This is a genomic window from Thalassobacillus devorans MSP14, assembly GCF_000496835.1.
Lineage (GTDB): Bacteria > Bacillota > Bacilli > Bacillales > Halobacillaceae > Thalassobacillus > Thalassobacillus devorans_B.
The window spans coordinates 1,809,564-1,827,365 of record NZ_KI543236.1 but is presented as its reverse complement, the minus strand read 5'-3'; the positions used below and the strand labels follow the sequence as shown (position 1 = coordinate 1,827,365).

Sequence of the window (17,802 nt, the reverse complement as noted above, 5' to 3'; positions counted from 1 at the left end):
AGATGACTGTAGCACTATTTTCACGCTACAGTCTTTTTTTATTTTAAAAAATAACCTGTATGACTGAAAAACCTGTTAAAATATAAGATAAAACCTTTGTTAGAAGAGAGTGATATAAATGTGGAATCAGATGAAGAAAAAACTGAAAGATATTTTAGCCAACGAGACATCTGAACAGCCGATGCAGGTTGATAACACGTTAAAGCACAAAGAAAATAATGACCCTTATGTAAAAACGAAAATGGCTTATAAATATCCTAAGCAAGGCGAATTCCGTTTTCCTGTAATTCCGGATCATCGTTCACCGCATCAAGAACATAAAAGCAGTCGTCGTCCTGTCCAAACTCCTTCGCACGAATATCAGGCTAACCCGGTTAAAAGCCCTGACAGGGAAAGTGCAAAGCAGCGAAGCTATACAACGAAAAAAGAGTATACCCCTGTACATAACCGGAAAAACAACGACAAACCAAAAAATGAAAGACGTTATCAAAAGGAAGAAAGCAGCAGGGAAGAAGTAAACAATATCCCTTTTCAGCCTTCCGAAGTACCTTCGCCAATTTATGGCTACCATCCGAGAGTAGGAAAAAGTAAGGTAATAGATGACACAGCTTCTTCAGAAAGAGATCATCGGCCTCAGGCAGAGAGCCTATCAGAACTGCTGGCCCGCTATAGGGAAGATGCTTCTTCCCATTCGGAAATAAAAGAAATCGTTACGCCTTTAGAAGAAATTCCAGTGGATCACGGAGAAGAAAAGGTCGATGAGATTTCTGAGGAGATAAATGAAGAGAAGACATTTGCGGCTGATCAAGTGAAACAGCAAGATAGCAGTGAAGAAGAGCTTCCAAAGATTGAAGAGGATCCTGTTGTAAATTCAGAGGATTATATTGCAGCCTCAGTAGAAACACCAGTTCAAGATGAAACAACAGATGAATCTATCAAAGAAATAAAAGAAGAGGAAACAGTAGCTACAGAAAATACGAAAGATGAAACAACCCAGATAGACGAAAATGAGAATGTGGAAGCTATAGTATATGAACAGCCGCCGGAACCTGAAGAACATTCAGATCCAGTTGAACCTGCTGAAAAAGATACGCTTCCAAAAGGTCCTGCTTCCAATGAGGAGGAGAGGTCTAAAGCTCATGCCCATACCCATATCGGGAAGCCAGTAGAGAAAAAAGAACAACATAAGAAAAGAAATCAAGCAAAACACCATTCCAAAAAAGGAAAACAAAGTGTTCCATTTAATGTCATCATGACACCCAGGGATAAAAGGAACAAGAATAAAGAAACAGCGGTCAAACAATCAGAAGTGAAAATAGAAGAAAAGCAAGAAACGGATAAGCCTGCAGCAGCTTACCGGAAACCACCACTACATTTATTAGATGACCCCATAAGAAAACGCGACAAAGATGATGAACAAATAAAGCACCAGATGGAATTACTTGAGACTACCCTGAACCACTTTCATGTCCGGGCGAAGGTCATAAATGCTATGCGTGGTCCATCGGTCACCAGATTTGAAGTTCAACCTGAGCCTGGGGTGAAGGTAAGTAAAATTACAAACCTCTCAGATGACATTAAACTAAGTATGGCGGCCAAAGCGATACGTATCGAAGCGCCAATACCAGGGAAGCAAGCGGTCGGGATTGAGATTCCTAATGAAAAATCAGACTTAGTCGGGTTACAGGAAATCTTTGAATCTCCGTACTTCACAGAGGATCCTTCTCCTTTAACCGTGGCGCTTGGATTGGATATTGGTGGTACACCTATAGTGACGAACCTGCAAAAAATGCCGCACGGGTTAATAGCTGGAGCAACAGGCTCTGGAAAGAGTGTCTGTATCAATACAATTCTTGTCAGTCTACTCTATAAGGCCCACCATGAAGAGGTCAAATTTCTATTGATCGATCCGAAAATGGTGGAACTTGCGCCATATAATGATCTGCCGCATTTAGTATCACCTGTAATCACAGATGTAAAAGCAGCAACCAAGGCACTTAAATGGGCAGTTAAAGAAATGGATGACCGCTATGAAAAGTTCGTTAAAGAAGGTGTCAGAGATGTAGAACGTTATAACCAAAAAATGATCAAACAGAACCGCGTCGAAGAAAAAATGCCATACCTGGTTGTCGTTATTGATGAACTTGCTGATTTGATGATGGTTTCTCCGCAGGATGTCGAGGATGCTATTTGCCGTCTCGCTCAAAAAGCCCGTGCCTGTGGCATTCATCTGTTAGTAGCGACACAGCGTCCATCCGTAGATGTCATCACTGGATTGATTAAAGCTAACATTCCTACCCGGATAGCCTTTAGTGTATCATCACAAGTAGACTCCCGGACGATCATTGATACGGCAGGAGCAGAAAAATTGCTTGGAAAAGGGGATATGCTGTTTGTGGAAAATGGTTCCGGGCAGTCAGTAAGAATTCAAGGGGCGTTCGTTTCGGATGATGAAATCGAACGTATTACAAGCCACGTAAAGAAAATAGCTCCACCTAATTTCCTTTTTGAACAAGAGGAACTGATGATGCAAGCAAGCTCAGAAGCTGGCGAACAAGATGAATTATTTGAAGAAGCAGTCTCTTTTGTTATCGAACATAATGGCGCGAGTGCGTCCATGCTTCAGAGAAGATTCAAAGTGGGTTACAACCGTGCTGCAAGGCTGATCGACCACATGGAAGAATACGGAATCATATCGGAACAAAAAGGCAGTAAACCAAGAGATGTATTATTAAGTAAAGAGCAAGTAAACGAATTATTTCACCCAAGTGAATCTGCCGAACTGAAATAACGATTCCTGCTTATCATGCAGCCGCTATTCTCCCTCGCGTTTTGAGGCGGGAAAAAGCGGCTTTTTTAGTCTGTTTCAGAAATAGCTTGTGTTAGCTAACCAGATTTTATATGATTAGAAATGAATGATTTTATTCGGACAAGGACTTTTCTTATATAAGGAGCAGAATTATGAAGGAAATCACACGTAAGTTAAATGGCGAAATCGATCGGTTGACTAATAAGACTTTCAAGTTTGATGAACGAGTGGGGGAAGGCTGGTTTTCTGCCGTTTATTTCCTGAAAACGAAAGAAATAGTACAAAATCACTTGAAGGATAACCATGTAACCATGCAATTTTTCCAGAAGAATGATGCTGTTTTATGTGGTACAGATGAAGTAATCGCTTTGATTCATACATTTGCGGATCAGCCGGAAGAATTAGAAATTTATTCATTAAAGGATGGGGATAAAGTAAGCCCGTATGAAACCGTCATGACCATTTCCGGTCCTTATCAGAACTTCGGTTATTTAGAGGGAATTATAGATGGAATATTCGCTCGCCGTACGTCTGTAGCAACGAATGTTTATAATGTAGTAAAAGCAGCACGGACGAGCGGGAAACAGAAGCCGATTATCTTTATGGGAGATCGTGATGATCATTATACACAGCAGGCAGGGGATGGGTATGCTTCTTTTATTGGTGGATCGACGGCACAAGCTACTCATGCCATGAATGAATGGTGGGGAAAAGAGGGCATGGGGACGATGCCCCACGCTTTGATTCAAATGTTCAAAGGGGATGTTGTTGCAGCGACAAAAGCTTACCATCAGCAATTTCCTGAAGATGAGTTGATGGCACTGGTTGATTACAATAATGATGTGATCACAGATTCTTTGAAAGTGGCCCGCGAGTTTGGCGACGAATTAAAAGCCGTCCGTATCGATACATCACGCAGTATGGTCGATAAATACTTCTTACGAAATCAACATCTGATGGGTACTTTCGATCCTCGAGGAGTTAATCCGGAACTAATCTTCGCTTTAAGAAGAACACTTGATAAAGAAGGCTATGACCATGTGAAAATCGTGGTAAGCGGAGGTTTTACAGAAGATAGAATCCGCATGTTCGAGGAGCTGAAAGTCCCTGTCGATATGTACGGTGTAGGGGGGAGTCTATTGAAAATAGACATCGGTTTCACGGGAGATAATGTCCTTCTGAACGGAGAGCCGGAAGCAAAAGAAGGACGTCGTTATAACCCGAATCCCCGCTTGGAAAGGGTGCCATTCCAGCCACAATCGACGGATGAAAATAACGAGTAATAATCAAGAAGACTTACTTCCTGGGGAGGAAGTAAGTTTTTTCTTTTATTATGATTCTGAAGAAGTGCATATAAATACTTCTTTCTTTTTACTTCATGTTATTCCATGCTAAAATAGGGAAGTATAAAAATGTCTAATTGCTCATTCATCTACTGCTTTTCTTTGCTATAATAATGGCCTGACTGGCAGATTTGAAAATCGCAAGTTTTAGTATGATACATATACTAAGTAAAAGTGACTCAATAATTTTGGAGGTACTTGTTTATGACGACTTACCATTTCATTGGTATCAAAGGGACGGGAATGAGTGCCCTTGCACAAATTTTGCATGACTCGGGCGAACATGTCCAAGGGTCCGATGTTGACAAACGTTTTTTTACACAGGAAATATTGGAAGCTAAAAATATTTCAATTTTGCCTTTTTCCAAAGCAAATATCAAAGAGGGTTTGACGATAATAGCCGGGAATGCTTTTAATGATGAACATGAAGAAATATTGGCAGCAAAAGAGCTGGGACTGCCATATTATCGTTATCATGAGTTTTTAGGAGAGTGGCTGCAGAAATACACAAGCATTGCCGTGACCGGAGCGCATGGGAAGACCTCTACAACGGGTTTATTGGCACATGTACTCTCTGAAAATTATCCCACCTCTTATTTGATTGGAGATGGGACCGGAAAAGGACATAAAAACAGTCAGTATTTTGCATTTGAGGCATGTGAATACAGACGCCACTTCCTTTCCTACCATCCTGACTATGCAATTATGACAAATATCGATTTTGATCACCCTGATTATTTCACCAGTATCGATGATGTGTTCCAGGCTTTTCAAGAAATGGCAAAGCAAGTGAAAAAGGGGATAATTGCATGTGGTGATGATGAGCATCTCCAGCACATCCAGGCGAACGTCCCTGTCTTATATTACGGGTTGGCGGATGCGAATGATTTTCAGGCACAAAATATTCAGGAAAATCCTGAAGGGACATCCTTCGATGTATTTGTAAGAAATACGTATTATGATACTTTCATCATCCCCGGATACGGTAATCATCACGTATTAAATGCGCTGAGTGTGATAGCGTTATGTCATTATGAAGACATGTCAGCTGAAGAAATCAAGAAAATCAAAACTTTTGAAGGCGTAAAACGGCGGTTTACGGAAAAGCAGGTCGGGGACCAGGTGTTGGTAGATGATTACGCTCATCATCCGATTGAAATTTCAGCTACAATCGAATCTGCCCGTAAAAAATATCCGGAGCGGGAAGTCGTGGCAATTTTTCAGCCACATACCTTCACAAGAACTAAAACTTTTCTGAAAGAATTTGCCGAGAGCCTGCAGGAAGCGGATGCGATCTATTTGTGTGACATATTCGGTTCTGCAAGAGAAGAAAACGGCAATTTGACCATCCAGGATCTTCAGAAACTTATTCCGGAATCGAATTTGCTTATGGCAGAAGATACAAGTGTCTTAAAGGAATATGATAATAGTGTGTTAGTATTCATGGGCGCTGGTGATATCCAAAAATACCAGCAGGCTTATGAAGGTCAATTGAATAGCTGATGTAAAAAGGCTGCCTTTTCAAGAGGATGCTGGCGGGCATGCTCTTGGAACAGCTTTTTTGTTTAGGGTTTGTGATTAAATCCTTAAATATAAAAAGCAAAGGAGTATTTGTGACACATAGTGTTAAAATTCTTAAAATTTTTTTTGCAGATTGATACGAAAAAAAAGGATATTCCGAGGTTAAAAACGAATAATACATTAATAGAACCATAGTCCCTATATCTTAGTTTAGCTATAATCGAGACAGGGTATTTACTTTAACATGAAAAAATACATAACAAAGGAGATGAACAGTGGGAATGGAAATTCTATTATACATTGCTGCGCTTATAGCTGCGGTAGCATTTGCAGTATTGGTGATTTATCTGAGTATCACCTTGAAGTCAGTTTCCCGGACAATGAACAACGTAGCGGATACATTAGAAGGGGTCGAGGAACAGATGGAAGGAATCACCCTTGAAACGACTGCGCTGTTGAATAAAACCAATAAATTGGCGGAGGATGTCGGTGAAAAATCCCAAAAGCTTAATTCACTGGTTGATGGAGTGAAAGGAATAGGGGACTCCGTGCAGGAGTTCAATCAGTCCATCCGCTCCGTATCAAGAAGCTTGACATCTTCTAAGATCAATGACGAAGATTCTGCAGCCCAGGCAATGAAATGGGGACAGGTGGCCATCAATTTATATAAAAAATATAAAAGAGAAGATGCAAGAAAATCAGAGGGAGGAATTTAAAAATGAGTGAAAAGCAAAAGCAAAACCAGCCAAACAACAAGGAAAACGGAAGAGATTTTATTGTCGGTTCATTAATCGGTGGGGTAGTTGGTGCTGTTGTGGCACTATTATTCGCACCGAAAGCAGGACGTGAGTTCCGTGATGATCTAAATCAGGGCTCCAATTATCTGAAAGATCGTGCCGGCGAATGGAAAGAAGTGGCCACAGAAAAAAGCGGCGAATGGAAAGAACGTGCCGTTGAATCTTCATCCCAATTTTCTAAGAATATCACAGAAAAATCCCAGGAACTTGGTACACGTTTTAAAGATTCTACTAAAAACATTGGTGACAAAGTAAGAAACATCCGCGGACAGGATGACGCAGAAGCAGAGGAAGCAGCCCAGGAAGTTGCAGAGGCGATTGAGGAAGCAGCAGAAGAATTAGAGAAACAACAGGAAGCTTCGACTTCAACCAATGCAAAATAAATAAGAGTGACGAGGCTGCTTTCAGTCTCGTCATTTTAGTTTAAGATATATAGGAGGATCCAGATGGACATACAAGTAATTACCAAAGAAGAAGAATTCAACCGTTTATTAGATCAGAAAAACGCCTTTTATCTCCTTAAGCACAGCCTGACATGTCCTGTCAGTACTTTTGTGAAAAGGCAGTACGATCAGTTCAATGAGAAAACAGATATTCCATGTTATATGCTTCATGTTCAGGAAGCTCGTCCACTTTCTAATCAAATTGCAGAAGAATATGAGGTCAAGCACGAGTCTCCCCAGGCATTGTTATTTCATAATAAACAAGTGATTTGGCATGACTCTCATGGAGCTGTAACAGTAGAAGCGTTAGAAGATAGTTCAAACCGGCTTCATTCCTCTGATTAAGCAGGTAGCAAACGAGAGGCAAACCCTGACCTCTCGTTTTTATTTTATTTGTAAACGTTTTCAATTTATTATGTGAAAATTCTTTGAGATTTTATCGCTTTAAAGGGGTGACAAGAAAGCAGAAGTCATATATAATGTTCCGTAATTATCATTTGAAATTATCAATTTTTTCAGCAAAGTAAAACGGAATGGAGGCTTTATCATGAGTAATGAACAATTGGACCAATTACGTGATGAACTGGATAGCGTGAATTTAGAAATCCTCGACCTGATAAACAAACGAGGTGAACTTGTTCAAGAGATCGGAAAAGTCAAGAATACACAGGGGGTTAATCGTTTTGATCCAGTACGTGAACGAAAAATGCTGGACCAAATTAATGAACATAATGATGGACCATTCGAAGACTCGACCATTCAGCAATTGTTCAAAGAGATATTTAAAGCCAGCCTGGAGCTGCAGGAAGACGACCACCGAAAAGCACTGCTAGTTTCCCGGAAGAAAAAACCGGAAGATACGATAATCGATATAAATGGAGAAAAAATTGGAGATGGCAATCCCCATTTTATTATGGGACCTTGTGCAGTTGAGAGTTACGAACAAGTTGCTGCCGTGGCAGAAGCTGTTAAGAAACAAGGACTTAAAATACTGCGAGGTGGAGCGTTCAAGCCAAGGACTTCTCCTTATGATTTCCAGGGACTTGGCCTCGAAGGTCTTAAAATATTGAAACGTGTCGCTGATGAATACGACTTAGCTGTAATCAGTGAGATTGTTAATCCGGCTGACGTATACAAAGCTGTTGATTATGTCGATATCATTCAAATTGGGGCACGTAACATGCAGAACTTTGAACTGCTGAAAGCTGCAGGTTCTGTTGATAAACCAGTATTATTGAAACGTGGAATGTCAGCTACCATTTCAGAATTCATCAATGCTGCTGAGTACATCATTTCACGCAGTAATGCCAATATCATGCTATGTGAACGTGGCATCAGGACTTACGAGAAAGCCACAAGAAATACATTAGACATATCAGCTGTCCCAATCTTGAAGCAGGAAACACATTTACCTGTCATGGTGGATGTCACACATTCCACTGGCCGTCGCGATTTATTGCTGCCGGCAGCTAAAGCGGCACTTGCGATTGGAGCAGATGGGGTAATGGCAGAAGTTCACCCTGATCCTGCCGTAGCACTTTCTGACTCTGCACAACAAATGGACATTGATATGTTCAAAGACTTCATGAAGGAATTGACCAAGTAATCAATAGGGAACAAAAGAACCGGGCTGAGGCGATCTCAGTCCGGTTTTATTTTTGGCTAAGGAAATTATAATTTTCTATTTGTGGATAGCTGTACACGGTGAGCCATATCCAGCTCCGACGCATAGGACGTGCTAGTGCCGATGTCGCCACAGGACGTGGCGTTTTCATCGGCCAGCGCCTACCCCCTCGAGGTCTTAAGTCAATCCTCTTTGTGATTAGAAAAACTTGGCTTATCGCCGCTTCCTAATGGCGAAAGCCTTAGTTTTTCTTATACTTTGATCCTTTAATAAAGTTAGTCTGTATTAAAGTACAGAGAACGTCACGCCGAGGCTTGTCTTAAGCTTGTCGGAGGCCTGCAGGACAAGGAATGCTTCTTAGAACTACATCGCACGAAGAAAAAGCGGTTTTCTTTTTCGAGGATGCAGGTCAGTTCGACGTTGGCACACTAGAACTACTTCTTAGAATGTACTTCGCAGAAAAAGACAAAGTCTTTTTTGAGGACGTGCCGCTTTTAGTCGAACGTCATTACTAGCAAGGCGCTTACGCTTTTGTTCTTGTCATGTGGCTATTCATAAAATACACGCCTTGAGGAAAACTGAACGGAAAGAGTTTATAATCTTTATTCGTTGTTATATGTGTATTTTACATTTATCTGTTTTGGGGTATGATTTGAATAGGGGGAACTCTATATACATCTTTATTGCGGTTGTTAAAATAGTATAATATGATTGGTTTATTGAAATTAAACTTAATAGAGAATTAGAGGAGGGAATCTTGCATGAATGTAACTATATATGATGTAGCAAGAGAAGCAAATGTTTCCATGGCGACTGTTTCCAGGGTTGTCAACGGCAACCCGAACGTCAAGCCGGCAACAAGGAAAAAGGTGTTGGACGCGATTGAGAATCTGGGGTATCGTCCTAACGCAGTAGCTAGAGGTTTGGCAAGTAAAAAGACAACAACGGTAGGTGTCATCATCCCGGATATTTCCAGTATCTTTTTTGCAGAGCTGGCCAGAGGTATTGAAGACATCGCTACGATGTATAATTACAATATCATTCTGAGCAACTCAGACCAAAATAAAGAAAAGGAAATCCATTTAATTAATACAATGCTAGGAAAACAGGTAGATGGCCTTGTTTTCATGGGCGGTAAAATCACTGATGACCATATCCGTGAATTCAATAACGCTTCTGTACCAGTAGCTTTGGCTGCAACCATTGATGAAACGGAAAGTACACCATCTGTAAATATCAACTATGAAGAAGCAGCCTTTGAAGCAACAGAGCTACTGATATCCCATAATAATGAACAAATAGCTTTTGTTTCTGGACCAGAAAATACTGAGGTCAACACCCAAAAGCTGGATGGGTACAAGCGCGCTTTAAAAGAGGCAGGACGAGTAGTTTCGGAAGATTTAATTGTGACGGGCGATTATTCTTATGACTCTGGCATTGAAGCATTCGAACAGTTGAATACCGGTGGACAGGCCCCTGCTGCAATATTTGTCGCTTCTGATGAAATGGCTCTTGGAGTCATTCACGGGGCTCAGGATTCTGGTTTAAAGGTACCGGAAGATATTGAAGTGTTCGGGTTCGATAATACACGTCTTGCCACAATGGTGCGACCGACGTTATCTACTGTCGTTCAGCCGATGTATGATATAGGTGCAGTAGCTATGCGTTTATTGACAAAATATATGAACAAAGAAGAAGTAACGGAACAAAACGTAGTACTTCCGCATCGAATTATTGAAAGAAACTCAACAAAGTAAAAATGGTGTCGATATTAGGAGTAGAATATATACGTATTAGTTGGGGAGAGAGAGTATGAAGAAGCGTGATATTTTAACTCCTGTCGGCATTACTTTAGGTACGATTATGATCATGTTCGGGATTCTTTCCAGTGGCGGGGCCTCCGGAGTCCAATCATTCATCCAGGTTTCTTCGATCGTAATCATTCTAGGTGGATTAGTGGCGGCGCTTATCATTAATTTCAATATAAGCGAGATCAAGCTTACTTTTAGAGTATTCAAAGAGACCTTTCAACAAAATGATTCGAACCTCCGTGAATTGATTACGTTATTTATAAGACTTTCTGAAAGAGCGAGAAGAGAAGGCTTATTAGCCCTTGAATCAGAGCTGGAAGAAGTCGGGGATCCTTTTATAAGAAAAGGGATTTTATTGGCTGTCGACGGCATTGAACCGGAGGTCATACAGGATATTATGGATGCTGAGATTGCTGCTTTAGAAGAGAGGCATCAAAGAGGAAGGTCCATTATTGAAAAAGCAGGAGAATATGCCCCGGCATGGGGGATGATTGGGACATTGATCAGTCTTGTTCTTATGCTGAACAGTCTGACTGATCCTACTACATTAGGTCCAAAAATGGCTGTCGCTCTTTTAACCACTTTTTATGGTACTGTAATGGCTAACCTGGTTTTTATCCCAATGGCAGGTAAGCTTGAGAATAAAACCGAGCAGGAAGTTTTTATAAAACAAATCATTATTGAAGGCGTAATTGGCGTTCAATCAGGTCAGAACCCTAAAATCCTGGAAGAGAAATTAAGTGCCTTCCTCTCAGAGGAAGAAAAACAGGAGAGTCAGGAAGAAGAAGCCTACGTGGGGGAAGCAGCCAATGAGGCGTAGGAATCGAATAAAAAAGAAGGAAGAAAAAGGCGCACCACGCTGGATGGTTACATACTCTGATTTGATGACTCTGATCCTTGTTTTTTTCATCTTATTATTTTCAATGTCACAAATCGATCTGGTCAAATTTGAAGCTATCTCTGAATCTTTTCGTAATCGGATGATTTTTGATTTTTATCCTTCCCCTGTAGAAATGGATAATCCTGCAGAACAGACCGACCTGAAGGAGAATGGTGAGCTATCGAATGAATTTGAAAATCCTTCGAGTGAGGTGAATTCCACAGTTCGTGACGCTGAAGATAATGAGCTTCAAAAAGAACACGAATTGAATCAATTAGTTGAAGAAGTGGATACTTTTTTAGATAACAATGAATTGAATGATGTCATATCTGCAAGTCGTACCGACCGTGGAGTCGTACTGGTGCTTCAGGAGCAATTATTATTCGACTCTGGCGAAGCAGAGGTGTTAGAATCAGGAAAGCCATTCCTCGGTAAGATCGGAACATTGCTGAAGAATATACCGAACGATATTTCTGTAGAAGGACATACGGATGACCGTCCTATCTCGACTTTCCGCTATCCTTCTAATTGGGAGCTTTCCGGTGCCAGAGCGAGTAGTGTTATTCGCTATATTGCAGGAGAGTCTAATTTGAATAGGGGACGTTTTACTGCGGTAGCCTTTGGAGATACACACCCTGCAGTACCTAATGATTCACCTGAAAATTGGGGTAAAAACCGGCGAGTTGAAATTGTTATTTTAGATCCTGCATACAGCAGTAAAAAAACTTCATCTTAACTATAAAAACCACCTGCTTTCGCTGGAATTTCAGCACACAGGTGGTTTTTATCAAGGAGATAAATGGTTATATTTTTTTTGATTATGGATAAATTGTAACGCTTTAGCTAATACTTTTTTATTTTTTTCTGTGATTTCAGCTTTTCGCGGAATAGGCTTAAATAAACCCTCCGGATCCTGCCATGATTCAGGGAGTTCAACAGGAGCGTGCTTTTGCCATTTGTTTTTCCATTCCGTCGGTAATTGCCCTTCAAAGGGCTCACCGGATAGCATTGTTTTCCAGACCTGTGCCCATGCCCTCGGTACTACCCGCCACATATCATAACCTCCTCCTCCAAGAGCAATCCAGCGTCCATTACAATATTGATGGGCTAGTTCATGGGCAAGCTGAGGGATACGTTCGTATGTTTTCATGGTAGAACACAAATGTGTCAATGGATCAAGATAGTGAGCATCTGCTCCATTCTGGGTTACAATGACGTCAGGTTTGAAATATTCCACTACTTCCCTGAATGCAGACTCATACAAATCAAGAAAGGATTCATCTTCCGTAAAAGCATCGATAGGCAGGTTAAAAGAATAACCATATCCTTCTTTTAGTCCCCGCTCTGTCACATTGCCGGTACCAGGAAATAAATAACGTCCTGTCTCGTGGATAGAAAGTGTACAGACATTAGGTTCGTCGTAAAATAACCATTGTACACCATCCCCATGATGGGCATCGGTATCTACATACAATACCTTATAGCCATATTTCTTTCTAATGTATTCAATGCCGACTGCTCCATCATTATAGATACAAAAGCCGGAAGCTTTTCTTTCAAAGCCATGGTGCAGGCCGCCGCCCAGGTTCAAGGCATGTTCATAGCCGCCTTCCAGCACAGCATCAATAGCTGTCAATGTACTCCCAACTAATAGGGAAGATGCTTCATGCATACCAGCAAACATAGGAGTGTCTTCCGTACCGATACCAAATTCCATACCTTCCTCTTCTGTCAGTGCTCCATTACTGGCTTTTTTGACAGCTTCTATATAGGTAGGGCTATGTACTAGCGCCAATTCCTTTTCTGTAGCTAGTCGAGGAGTGAGAAGATTTTCAGGATCCAATACTTTTTCCGATTCGAGTAATTCTTTGGTCATCTGGACGCGTAATTGGTTGAAAGGGTGATCATCTCGAAAATGATACCGTGTGAAGGCATCGGAATAAACGAAACCTGCTTGACATTTCATAATGACATCCCCGGCATGTTCGGCCATAATACTTCATAGCCAGCTTCTTTCAAATCCTCGATGGTAGGCATCGGATTCATGGTTTGAATACGGAAGACAAGTATTTTGTAGCGGGAATCAGGTTTGTAAGGGTAAATCAAAACAGAACTGATGTTGACTTTTCGTTTCCCAAACACCTGCGTCACTTTCGGGAGTATACCAGGTATATTTTTGACTTTGATTTCAATTTGGGAGCTTTGTACATTAGTACCGGTCAATTGAATCAGGGTATAGAGCATGTCTTTCTCTGTAATGATTCCAACGAGCTTATCTTCTTTCGTCACTGGTACACACGCTATTTCGTGTTCATAAAATATACTTGCTACTTCTTCGACAAAATCGAGGGGATGGACAGTGATGACAGGATGAGACATGATGGTTTGTATTTCATTTTCAAACTCTTCGGGTTCCGACTCATCAAAAATGGATGGGCTGGCATCGCGTACATCACGATCGGAAACAATTCCGATCACTTGATTTTTCTCATCCACAATTGGTAAATGCCGGATATGATGATCATTCAACAGCTGCAGTGCTTTTCCGATTGTCTCTGAAGGTGCCATAGTTATTACGTCTGTTTTCATGATTTCTTCTACAAGCATTGGATTACCTCCCTTGTTTTCGTTGTCTGTGCCGGTTCAAGAATCGTAGTTGATCAAACTTCTCTATGGAAGTTTCGGGAACATGCTGACCTATACGCACCATCAAACAGTTTGCGGGATGGGATACGATTTCCGGATCATCGGTAGGAGCTGGTTTCAGCCCGCCTGCGGCCATCATTTTTTCCATCACTTTACGATAATTCCATATACTAAGTCCGGTACCCTTCAAATCCCAATGCCAATAGTACTCGGTGGAAATGATAATATAGTTTTCCATAAACTCATCCAACATCGCTACCTGCAGTAAATGAGAGCCAACCCTGGCACCTCGGAAATCCGGAATGACTTCAATGGCGCCAAGTTCAATCAAATCTTCCATTTGAAACTCTGACCATCGCTCCAGGGGGTCTGGATGCAGATAAGTTACATAGCCGGCTATCGTATTCTCATGTCTTGCAATGATGATACGTCCCTCTTCAAAGTCCGCAATGCTTTTGATTGCTTCGAACTGCTTTGGACCTGGGCGAAATGCATTTAAATCTGGGTGAAAGTCATAGTTGGAGAGTTCTTCAGAGGTAAGGGGACCTTCAATGGTTAAAGATCCATTTTCCGTATCCAGTTCCTTGGAATGGTACGTTTTTACATGCTTCATCGATACACCACCTGCTATAAAGGTTATTATCACTGTTGCTTCCATTATACATGAAATCTATCTATTTTGAATCTATCAGCTGGTACCGGTTTGTTAAGTAGATTAAAAAAAATTCCCATACTGCTCATCGCAGCATGGGAGTTGACAAGATATCATCCGATATTGTTTTAGTTTGTAGGCTCAGTAGTATCAGTGGTATCCGTAGTATCCGTGTTACCTTCTTCTGTGTTCTCATTCGTGTTACCATTTTCACTGCCTGAATTATTTCCACTGCCATTACTTATACTGCCAGTGTCACTAGAAGACGAATCATCATTATTTGATGGTTCCTCAGACGTATCATCAGCTGGCGGTTGCTCCGGCTGCTCCTCAGGCTCTTCTTCCGGTTCCTTCTTAGGTTTTTCAGGAGGAGTATCAGCTGGTTCCTCAGGTTCACTTGGCTGCCCGGGAGAGCCTACCTTGATAGAAGAAGAAAGAGAGGACTCCATTCCAAAGTAATCGACCGCACGAACCGCATAAAAGCCATCAGATCCAGAAAATCCATACTTCGTGTTTGTCGTACTTCCTATCAGGCTGAAAGGACCGCCTTTGGAAGAAGCACGATATACCCGGTAACCGACCACATCATTACTGGAGGAAGCAGCCCAGCTGATAGCAGATCCGCTGGCGGAGACTCCTCCAGGTGTAGCTGGGTTTTGCCCGTCATTGTTGATACTTTCTGATACGTTGGCAGCAGTACCGCTTGGTAAAGCAACATTGCTCCATTTTCCGGAGGAAGGTATCAGATGACGAAGTTTCTCTGGTGAATTCAGGTTATTTTCTTTTAAGAAGTCAGGGTTCAACATGACTCCCCTTGAACTTTCGTTTACAAATTCGCGAGGTGTATTAGGGCCCGCCACGACTGTTTTACCCTTCACGTTCACGAAATTGCCTCCAGTAATCAAACTGTCATCTCTCTTAGAAGGTGCATACTTAGCATTATAGATGTCTGATTCAACGAGGCCCGCTTTCGAACATAAGTCTGAAGGCAATAGCCCAGAGGTAGCGCAATAAGATCGTTGGACAATACCTTCCGGCCGCTGGAAGCTCCTGTTAGGAACGGCGACATCGGGCTTGACTTCTGAAATAGCATTGACGACACGTGCCCAAAGGGTGGTGTTGCGACTGCTATAGCCGTTGCTATCCAGTTGTAGTTTGTAATCATATCCCATCCACATGCTCACGGTGATATTCGGGTTCGTAGCAATGAACCAAGTATCTTTATAACTATTGGAAGTACCTGTTTTTCCTGCCCAGTCGACACCAGGGTTGGTAAGCTGTCCCTTAATACCAGCGGCTGTTCCGTATTTAAGGACATCCCTCATCATATCCAATGTCAAGTAAGCTGTCTGTGGACTAAAGACTTTCTTCGCTTTGCTTTTATGCTCGTAAATGGTTTCACCATTTTTGTCGACAATCTTTTCAATCATATAGGCATCAGCAAATTGCCCATTATTACCTAATGCAGCAAAGGCATTGGTGTTTTCTTCGATGGTGACTTCCGGCGCTCCGATCGCTGTCGTTTGATAGCTGTATTGTTCTTCTGGAATGGTAGTAAAGCCTAAGCTTTTTCCATACTTGGCGATATCCACTTTATTCCTGGCTTTAGTGAAAGCTTTGACCGCTGGTACGTTATAAGACTTCGCTAACGCATATCTTACGGAAGTGAAACCATGGTATCTCCCTGTGTAGTTACCAAGTTCTTTACCGCTTTCATATCTATATGGGACATCGGCAAATACCGAGCCTGGGTGAAGAACGCCTTCCTCTATACCGGGAGCATAAGCCAATATTGGCTTCATGGTACTACCAGCTGAACGACGTGCTTGAGTGGCATGATTCAATTCACCTTTATTGAAGAAATCACGACCCCCGATAAAGGCGAGCACCTTACCGGTTTTATTTTCCATGATCACACTTCCCACCTGGACAGGAAGGGTGACATTTACCATGTTACCATCAGCATCTTCCAATTGAGTGGTCTTATCACGACCGTAATTGGTATATTCATTCTTAACTTTTTGGACGACATCGTACATAGCTTTATCGATAGTAGTATGAACTTTATAACCGCCAGAACGCAGTTCACGTTCGGCATTTTGTTGGAATTCTTTTCTCAGCTCGTCATCATTCTTTAAATCTTCCATCGTGTATCCGGCCTGTTTTGCTAGATACCTAGATAAAACATCTGTTGCACGATCTTCCACTTCAAAGGTCAGCCAAGGGTATTCATTCACGGAAGAAGTTTCTGGTTTTGCCAGGTTTGCTTTCACATCATAATTGATTGCTTTGTCATATTCCTCCTGGGTAATGTAGCCGCCTTCCAACATCCGGGATAAAACTTCCCTCATTCTGCTTAGTCCTGGTTCAATGCTTTCTTTTACCTTTCCACCATTGGTGAATGGAGAGTAATAGGTAGGACTTTGAGGTAATCCTGCTATAAATGCAGCTTGAGGGAGGGAAAGATCCTTAGCTTCAACATCGAAAATTCCCTGAGCTGCTGTTTGAATACCAGCTATATTGCGGCCGTTCGCATCTCTGCCGAATGGTACGATATTCAGGTACGCTTCTAATATTTCATCTTTTTCAAAGAAACGCTCCAAGCGCAGGGCAAGCAGAATTTCCTTAGCCTTACGTTCAAAAGACACTTCATTTGTCAAAATCTGGTTCTTAATCAATTGCTGTGTCAATGTACTACCGCCGGTTTTAACCGAGGCGTTCGTCACTTCCTGTGCAACAGCACGCATGATCGCCTTAGGTACTACCCCGTCGTGTTCTTTGAAGTTAGCATCTTCTGTTGCAATAATGGCATTTTTTAAGTATGGAGAGACCTCTTCCAGTTTAACCTCTTCACGGTGCAGGTCAGTTCGTATTTTTCCTAAGTATTTATTATCTGCAAAATAGAGTTCTGAGGTGGAGGAATAATCATAGATATCATGACTCATTTCCTTCTTGCTTCTGACTGTTTCGTCTTTGACAAGGGATGCGAAATATCCTGCGCCGGCACCACCGGCAAAAAACAGGCCGATGACACCAAGAATAATAAAGAACAAAATGATATTCCAGGCAACATCATAGGTGATTCGGCTGGATTTTTGCAATTTGCCGCTCTGCCAAAATTCTTGGATTTTTGCTTTATTTATACCTTTTAATGGGTTATTAGACATAATAAGACCTCCTAAAATTCCAGTCTATATTATAACACATTCTGCCAGTGTCAGGTATGGATGAATTGAATTTAAGATTGCTTTTTTTAAATGACTATGTTAAAAATAT

General features: G+C 41.5%; 15 protein-coding genes. 11 read left to right on the top strand and 4 right to left on the bottom strand.

Annotation, left to right across the window (positions count from 1 at the left end):
* Nucleotides 1–118 precede the first annotated feature (118 nt).
* The 11 genes from P855_RS0110245 (at nucleotide 119) to motS (ending at nucleotide 11,964) form a co-directional block, all read left to right on the top strand.
* Nucleotides 119–2,791, top strand: coding sequence for a DNA translocase FtsK (locus P855_RS0110245; protein ID WP_028783489.1), 2,673 nt, complete (start codon nucleotides 119–121; stop codon nucleotides 2,789–2,791).
* Between the two features lie 170 nt (nucleotides 2,792–2,961).
* Complete coding sequence (locus P855_RS0110240) at nucleotides 2,962–4,092, top strand: nicotinate phosphoribosyltransferase (protein WP_028783488.1); 1,131 nt, start codon at nucleotides 2,962–2,964, stop codon at nucleotides 4,090–4,092.
* Between the two features lie 264 nt (nucleotides 4,093–4,356).
* Nucleotides 4,357–5,655 (top strand): UDP-N-acetylmuramate--L-alanine ligase, encoded by a 1,299-nt coding sequence (gene murC, locus P855_RS0110235; RefSeq protein ID WP_028783487.1) that lies wholly within the window; start codon nucleotides 4,357–4,359, stop codon nucleotides 5,653–5,655.
* Nucleotides 5,656–5,954: 299 nt separating this feature from the next.
* On the top strand, nucleotides 5,955–6,389 hold the full coding sequence (locus tag P855_RS0110225) for a DUF948 domain-containing protein (protein WP_028783486.1): 435 nt from the start codon (nucleotides 5,955–5,957) through the stop codon (nucleotides 6,387–6,389).
* A 2-nt stretch (nucleotides 6,390–6,391) separates the two neighbouring features.
* Complete coding sequence (locus P855_RS0110220) at nucleotides 6,392–6,853, top strand: YtxH domain-containing protein (RefSeq protein ID WP_028783485.1); 462 nt, start codon at nucleotides 6,392–6,394, stop codon at nucleotides 6,851–6,853.
* Nucleotides 6,854–6,916: 63 nt separating this feature from the next.
* The gene (ytxJ, locus tag P855_RS0110215) at nucleotides 6,917–7,258 is read left to right on the top strand and encodes a bacillithiol system redox-active protein YtxJ (protein WP_028783484.1); all 342 of its coding nucleotides are present in this window, start codon (nucleotides 6,917–6,919) and stop codon (nucleotides 7,256–7,258) included.
* A 202-nt stretch (nucleotides 7,259–7,460) separates the two neighbouring features.
* Entirely contained in the window at nucleotides 7,461–8,519 is a 1,059-nt protein-coding gene (locus P855_RS0110210; protein ID WP_028783483.1) for a bifunctional 3-deoxy-7-phosphoheptulonate synthase/chorismate mutase, read from the top strand.
* Nucleotides 8,520–8,887: 368 nt separating this feature from the next.
* A complete protein-coding gene (locus P855_RS22265) occupies nucleotides 8,888–9,052 on the top strand; it encodes a hypothetical protein (RefSeq protein ID WP_161628816.1) in 165 nt (54 codons plus the stop codon).
* A 246-nt stretch (nucleotides 9,053–9,298) separates the two neighbouring features.
* Nucleotides 9,299–10,294: a catabolite control protein A gene (gene ccpA / locus P855_RS0110200; RefSeq protein WP_028783482.1), complete on the top strand. Its 996-nt coding sequence runs from the start codon at nucleotides 9,299–9,301 to the stop codon at nucleotides 10,292–10,294.
* 55 nt (nucleotides 10,295–10,349) lie between these two features.
* Complete coding sequence (motP, locus tag P855_RS0110195; protein WP_028783481.1) at nucleotides 10,350–11,168, top strand: flagellar motor protein MotP; 819 nt, start codon at nucleotides 10,350–10,352, stop codon at nucleotides 11,166–11,168.
* A complete protein-coding gene (gene motS, locus P855_RS0110190; protein WP_028783480.1) occupies nucleotides 11,158–11,964 on the top strand; it encodes a flagellar motor protein MotS in 807 nt (268 codons plus the stop codon). Before motP ends, motS begins: the two co-directional genes overlap by 11 nt.
* Before the next feature lie 51 nt (nucleotides 11,965–12,015).
* On the opposite strand, the gene P855_RS0110185 is transcribed toward motS, so the two are convergent.
* From P855_RS0110185 to P855_RS20765, 4 genes are all read right to left on the bottom strand, one after another.
* On the bottom strand, nucleotides 12,016–13,194 hold the full coding sequence (locus P855_RS0110185; RefSeq protein WP_028783479.1) for an acetoin utilization protein AcuC: 1,179 nt from the start codon (nucleotides 13,192–13,194) through the stop codon (nucleotides 12,016–12,018).
* On the bottom strand, nucleotides 13,191–13,835 hold the full coding sequence (locus tag P855_RS0110180; protein WP_028783478.1) for an acetoin utilization AcuB family protein: 645 nt from the start codon (nucleotides 13,833–13,835) through the stop codon (nucleotides 13,191–13,193). Before P855_RS0110180 ends, P855_RS0110185 begins: the two co-directional genes overlap by 4 nt.
* Nucleotides 13,836–13,839: 4 nt before the next feature.
* Entirely contained in the window at nucleotides 13,840–14,487 is a 648-nt protein-coding gene (locus P855_RS0110175) for a GNAT family N-acetyltransferase (RefSeq protein WP_028783477.1), read from the bottom strand.
* 167 nt (nucleotides 14,488–14,654) lie between these two features.
* Nucleotides 14,655–17,693 carry a transglycosylase domain-containing protein gene (locus tag P855_RS20765; protein ID WP_051353136.1) on the bottom strand — a complete coding sequence of 1,013 codons (3,039 nt, stop codon included), beginning with the start codon at nucleotides 17,691–17,693 and terminating at the stop codon, nucleotides 14,655–14,657.
* Nucleotides 17,694–17,802: the final 109 nt, after the last annotated feature.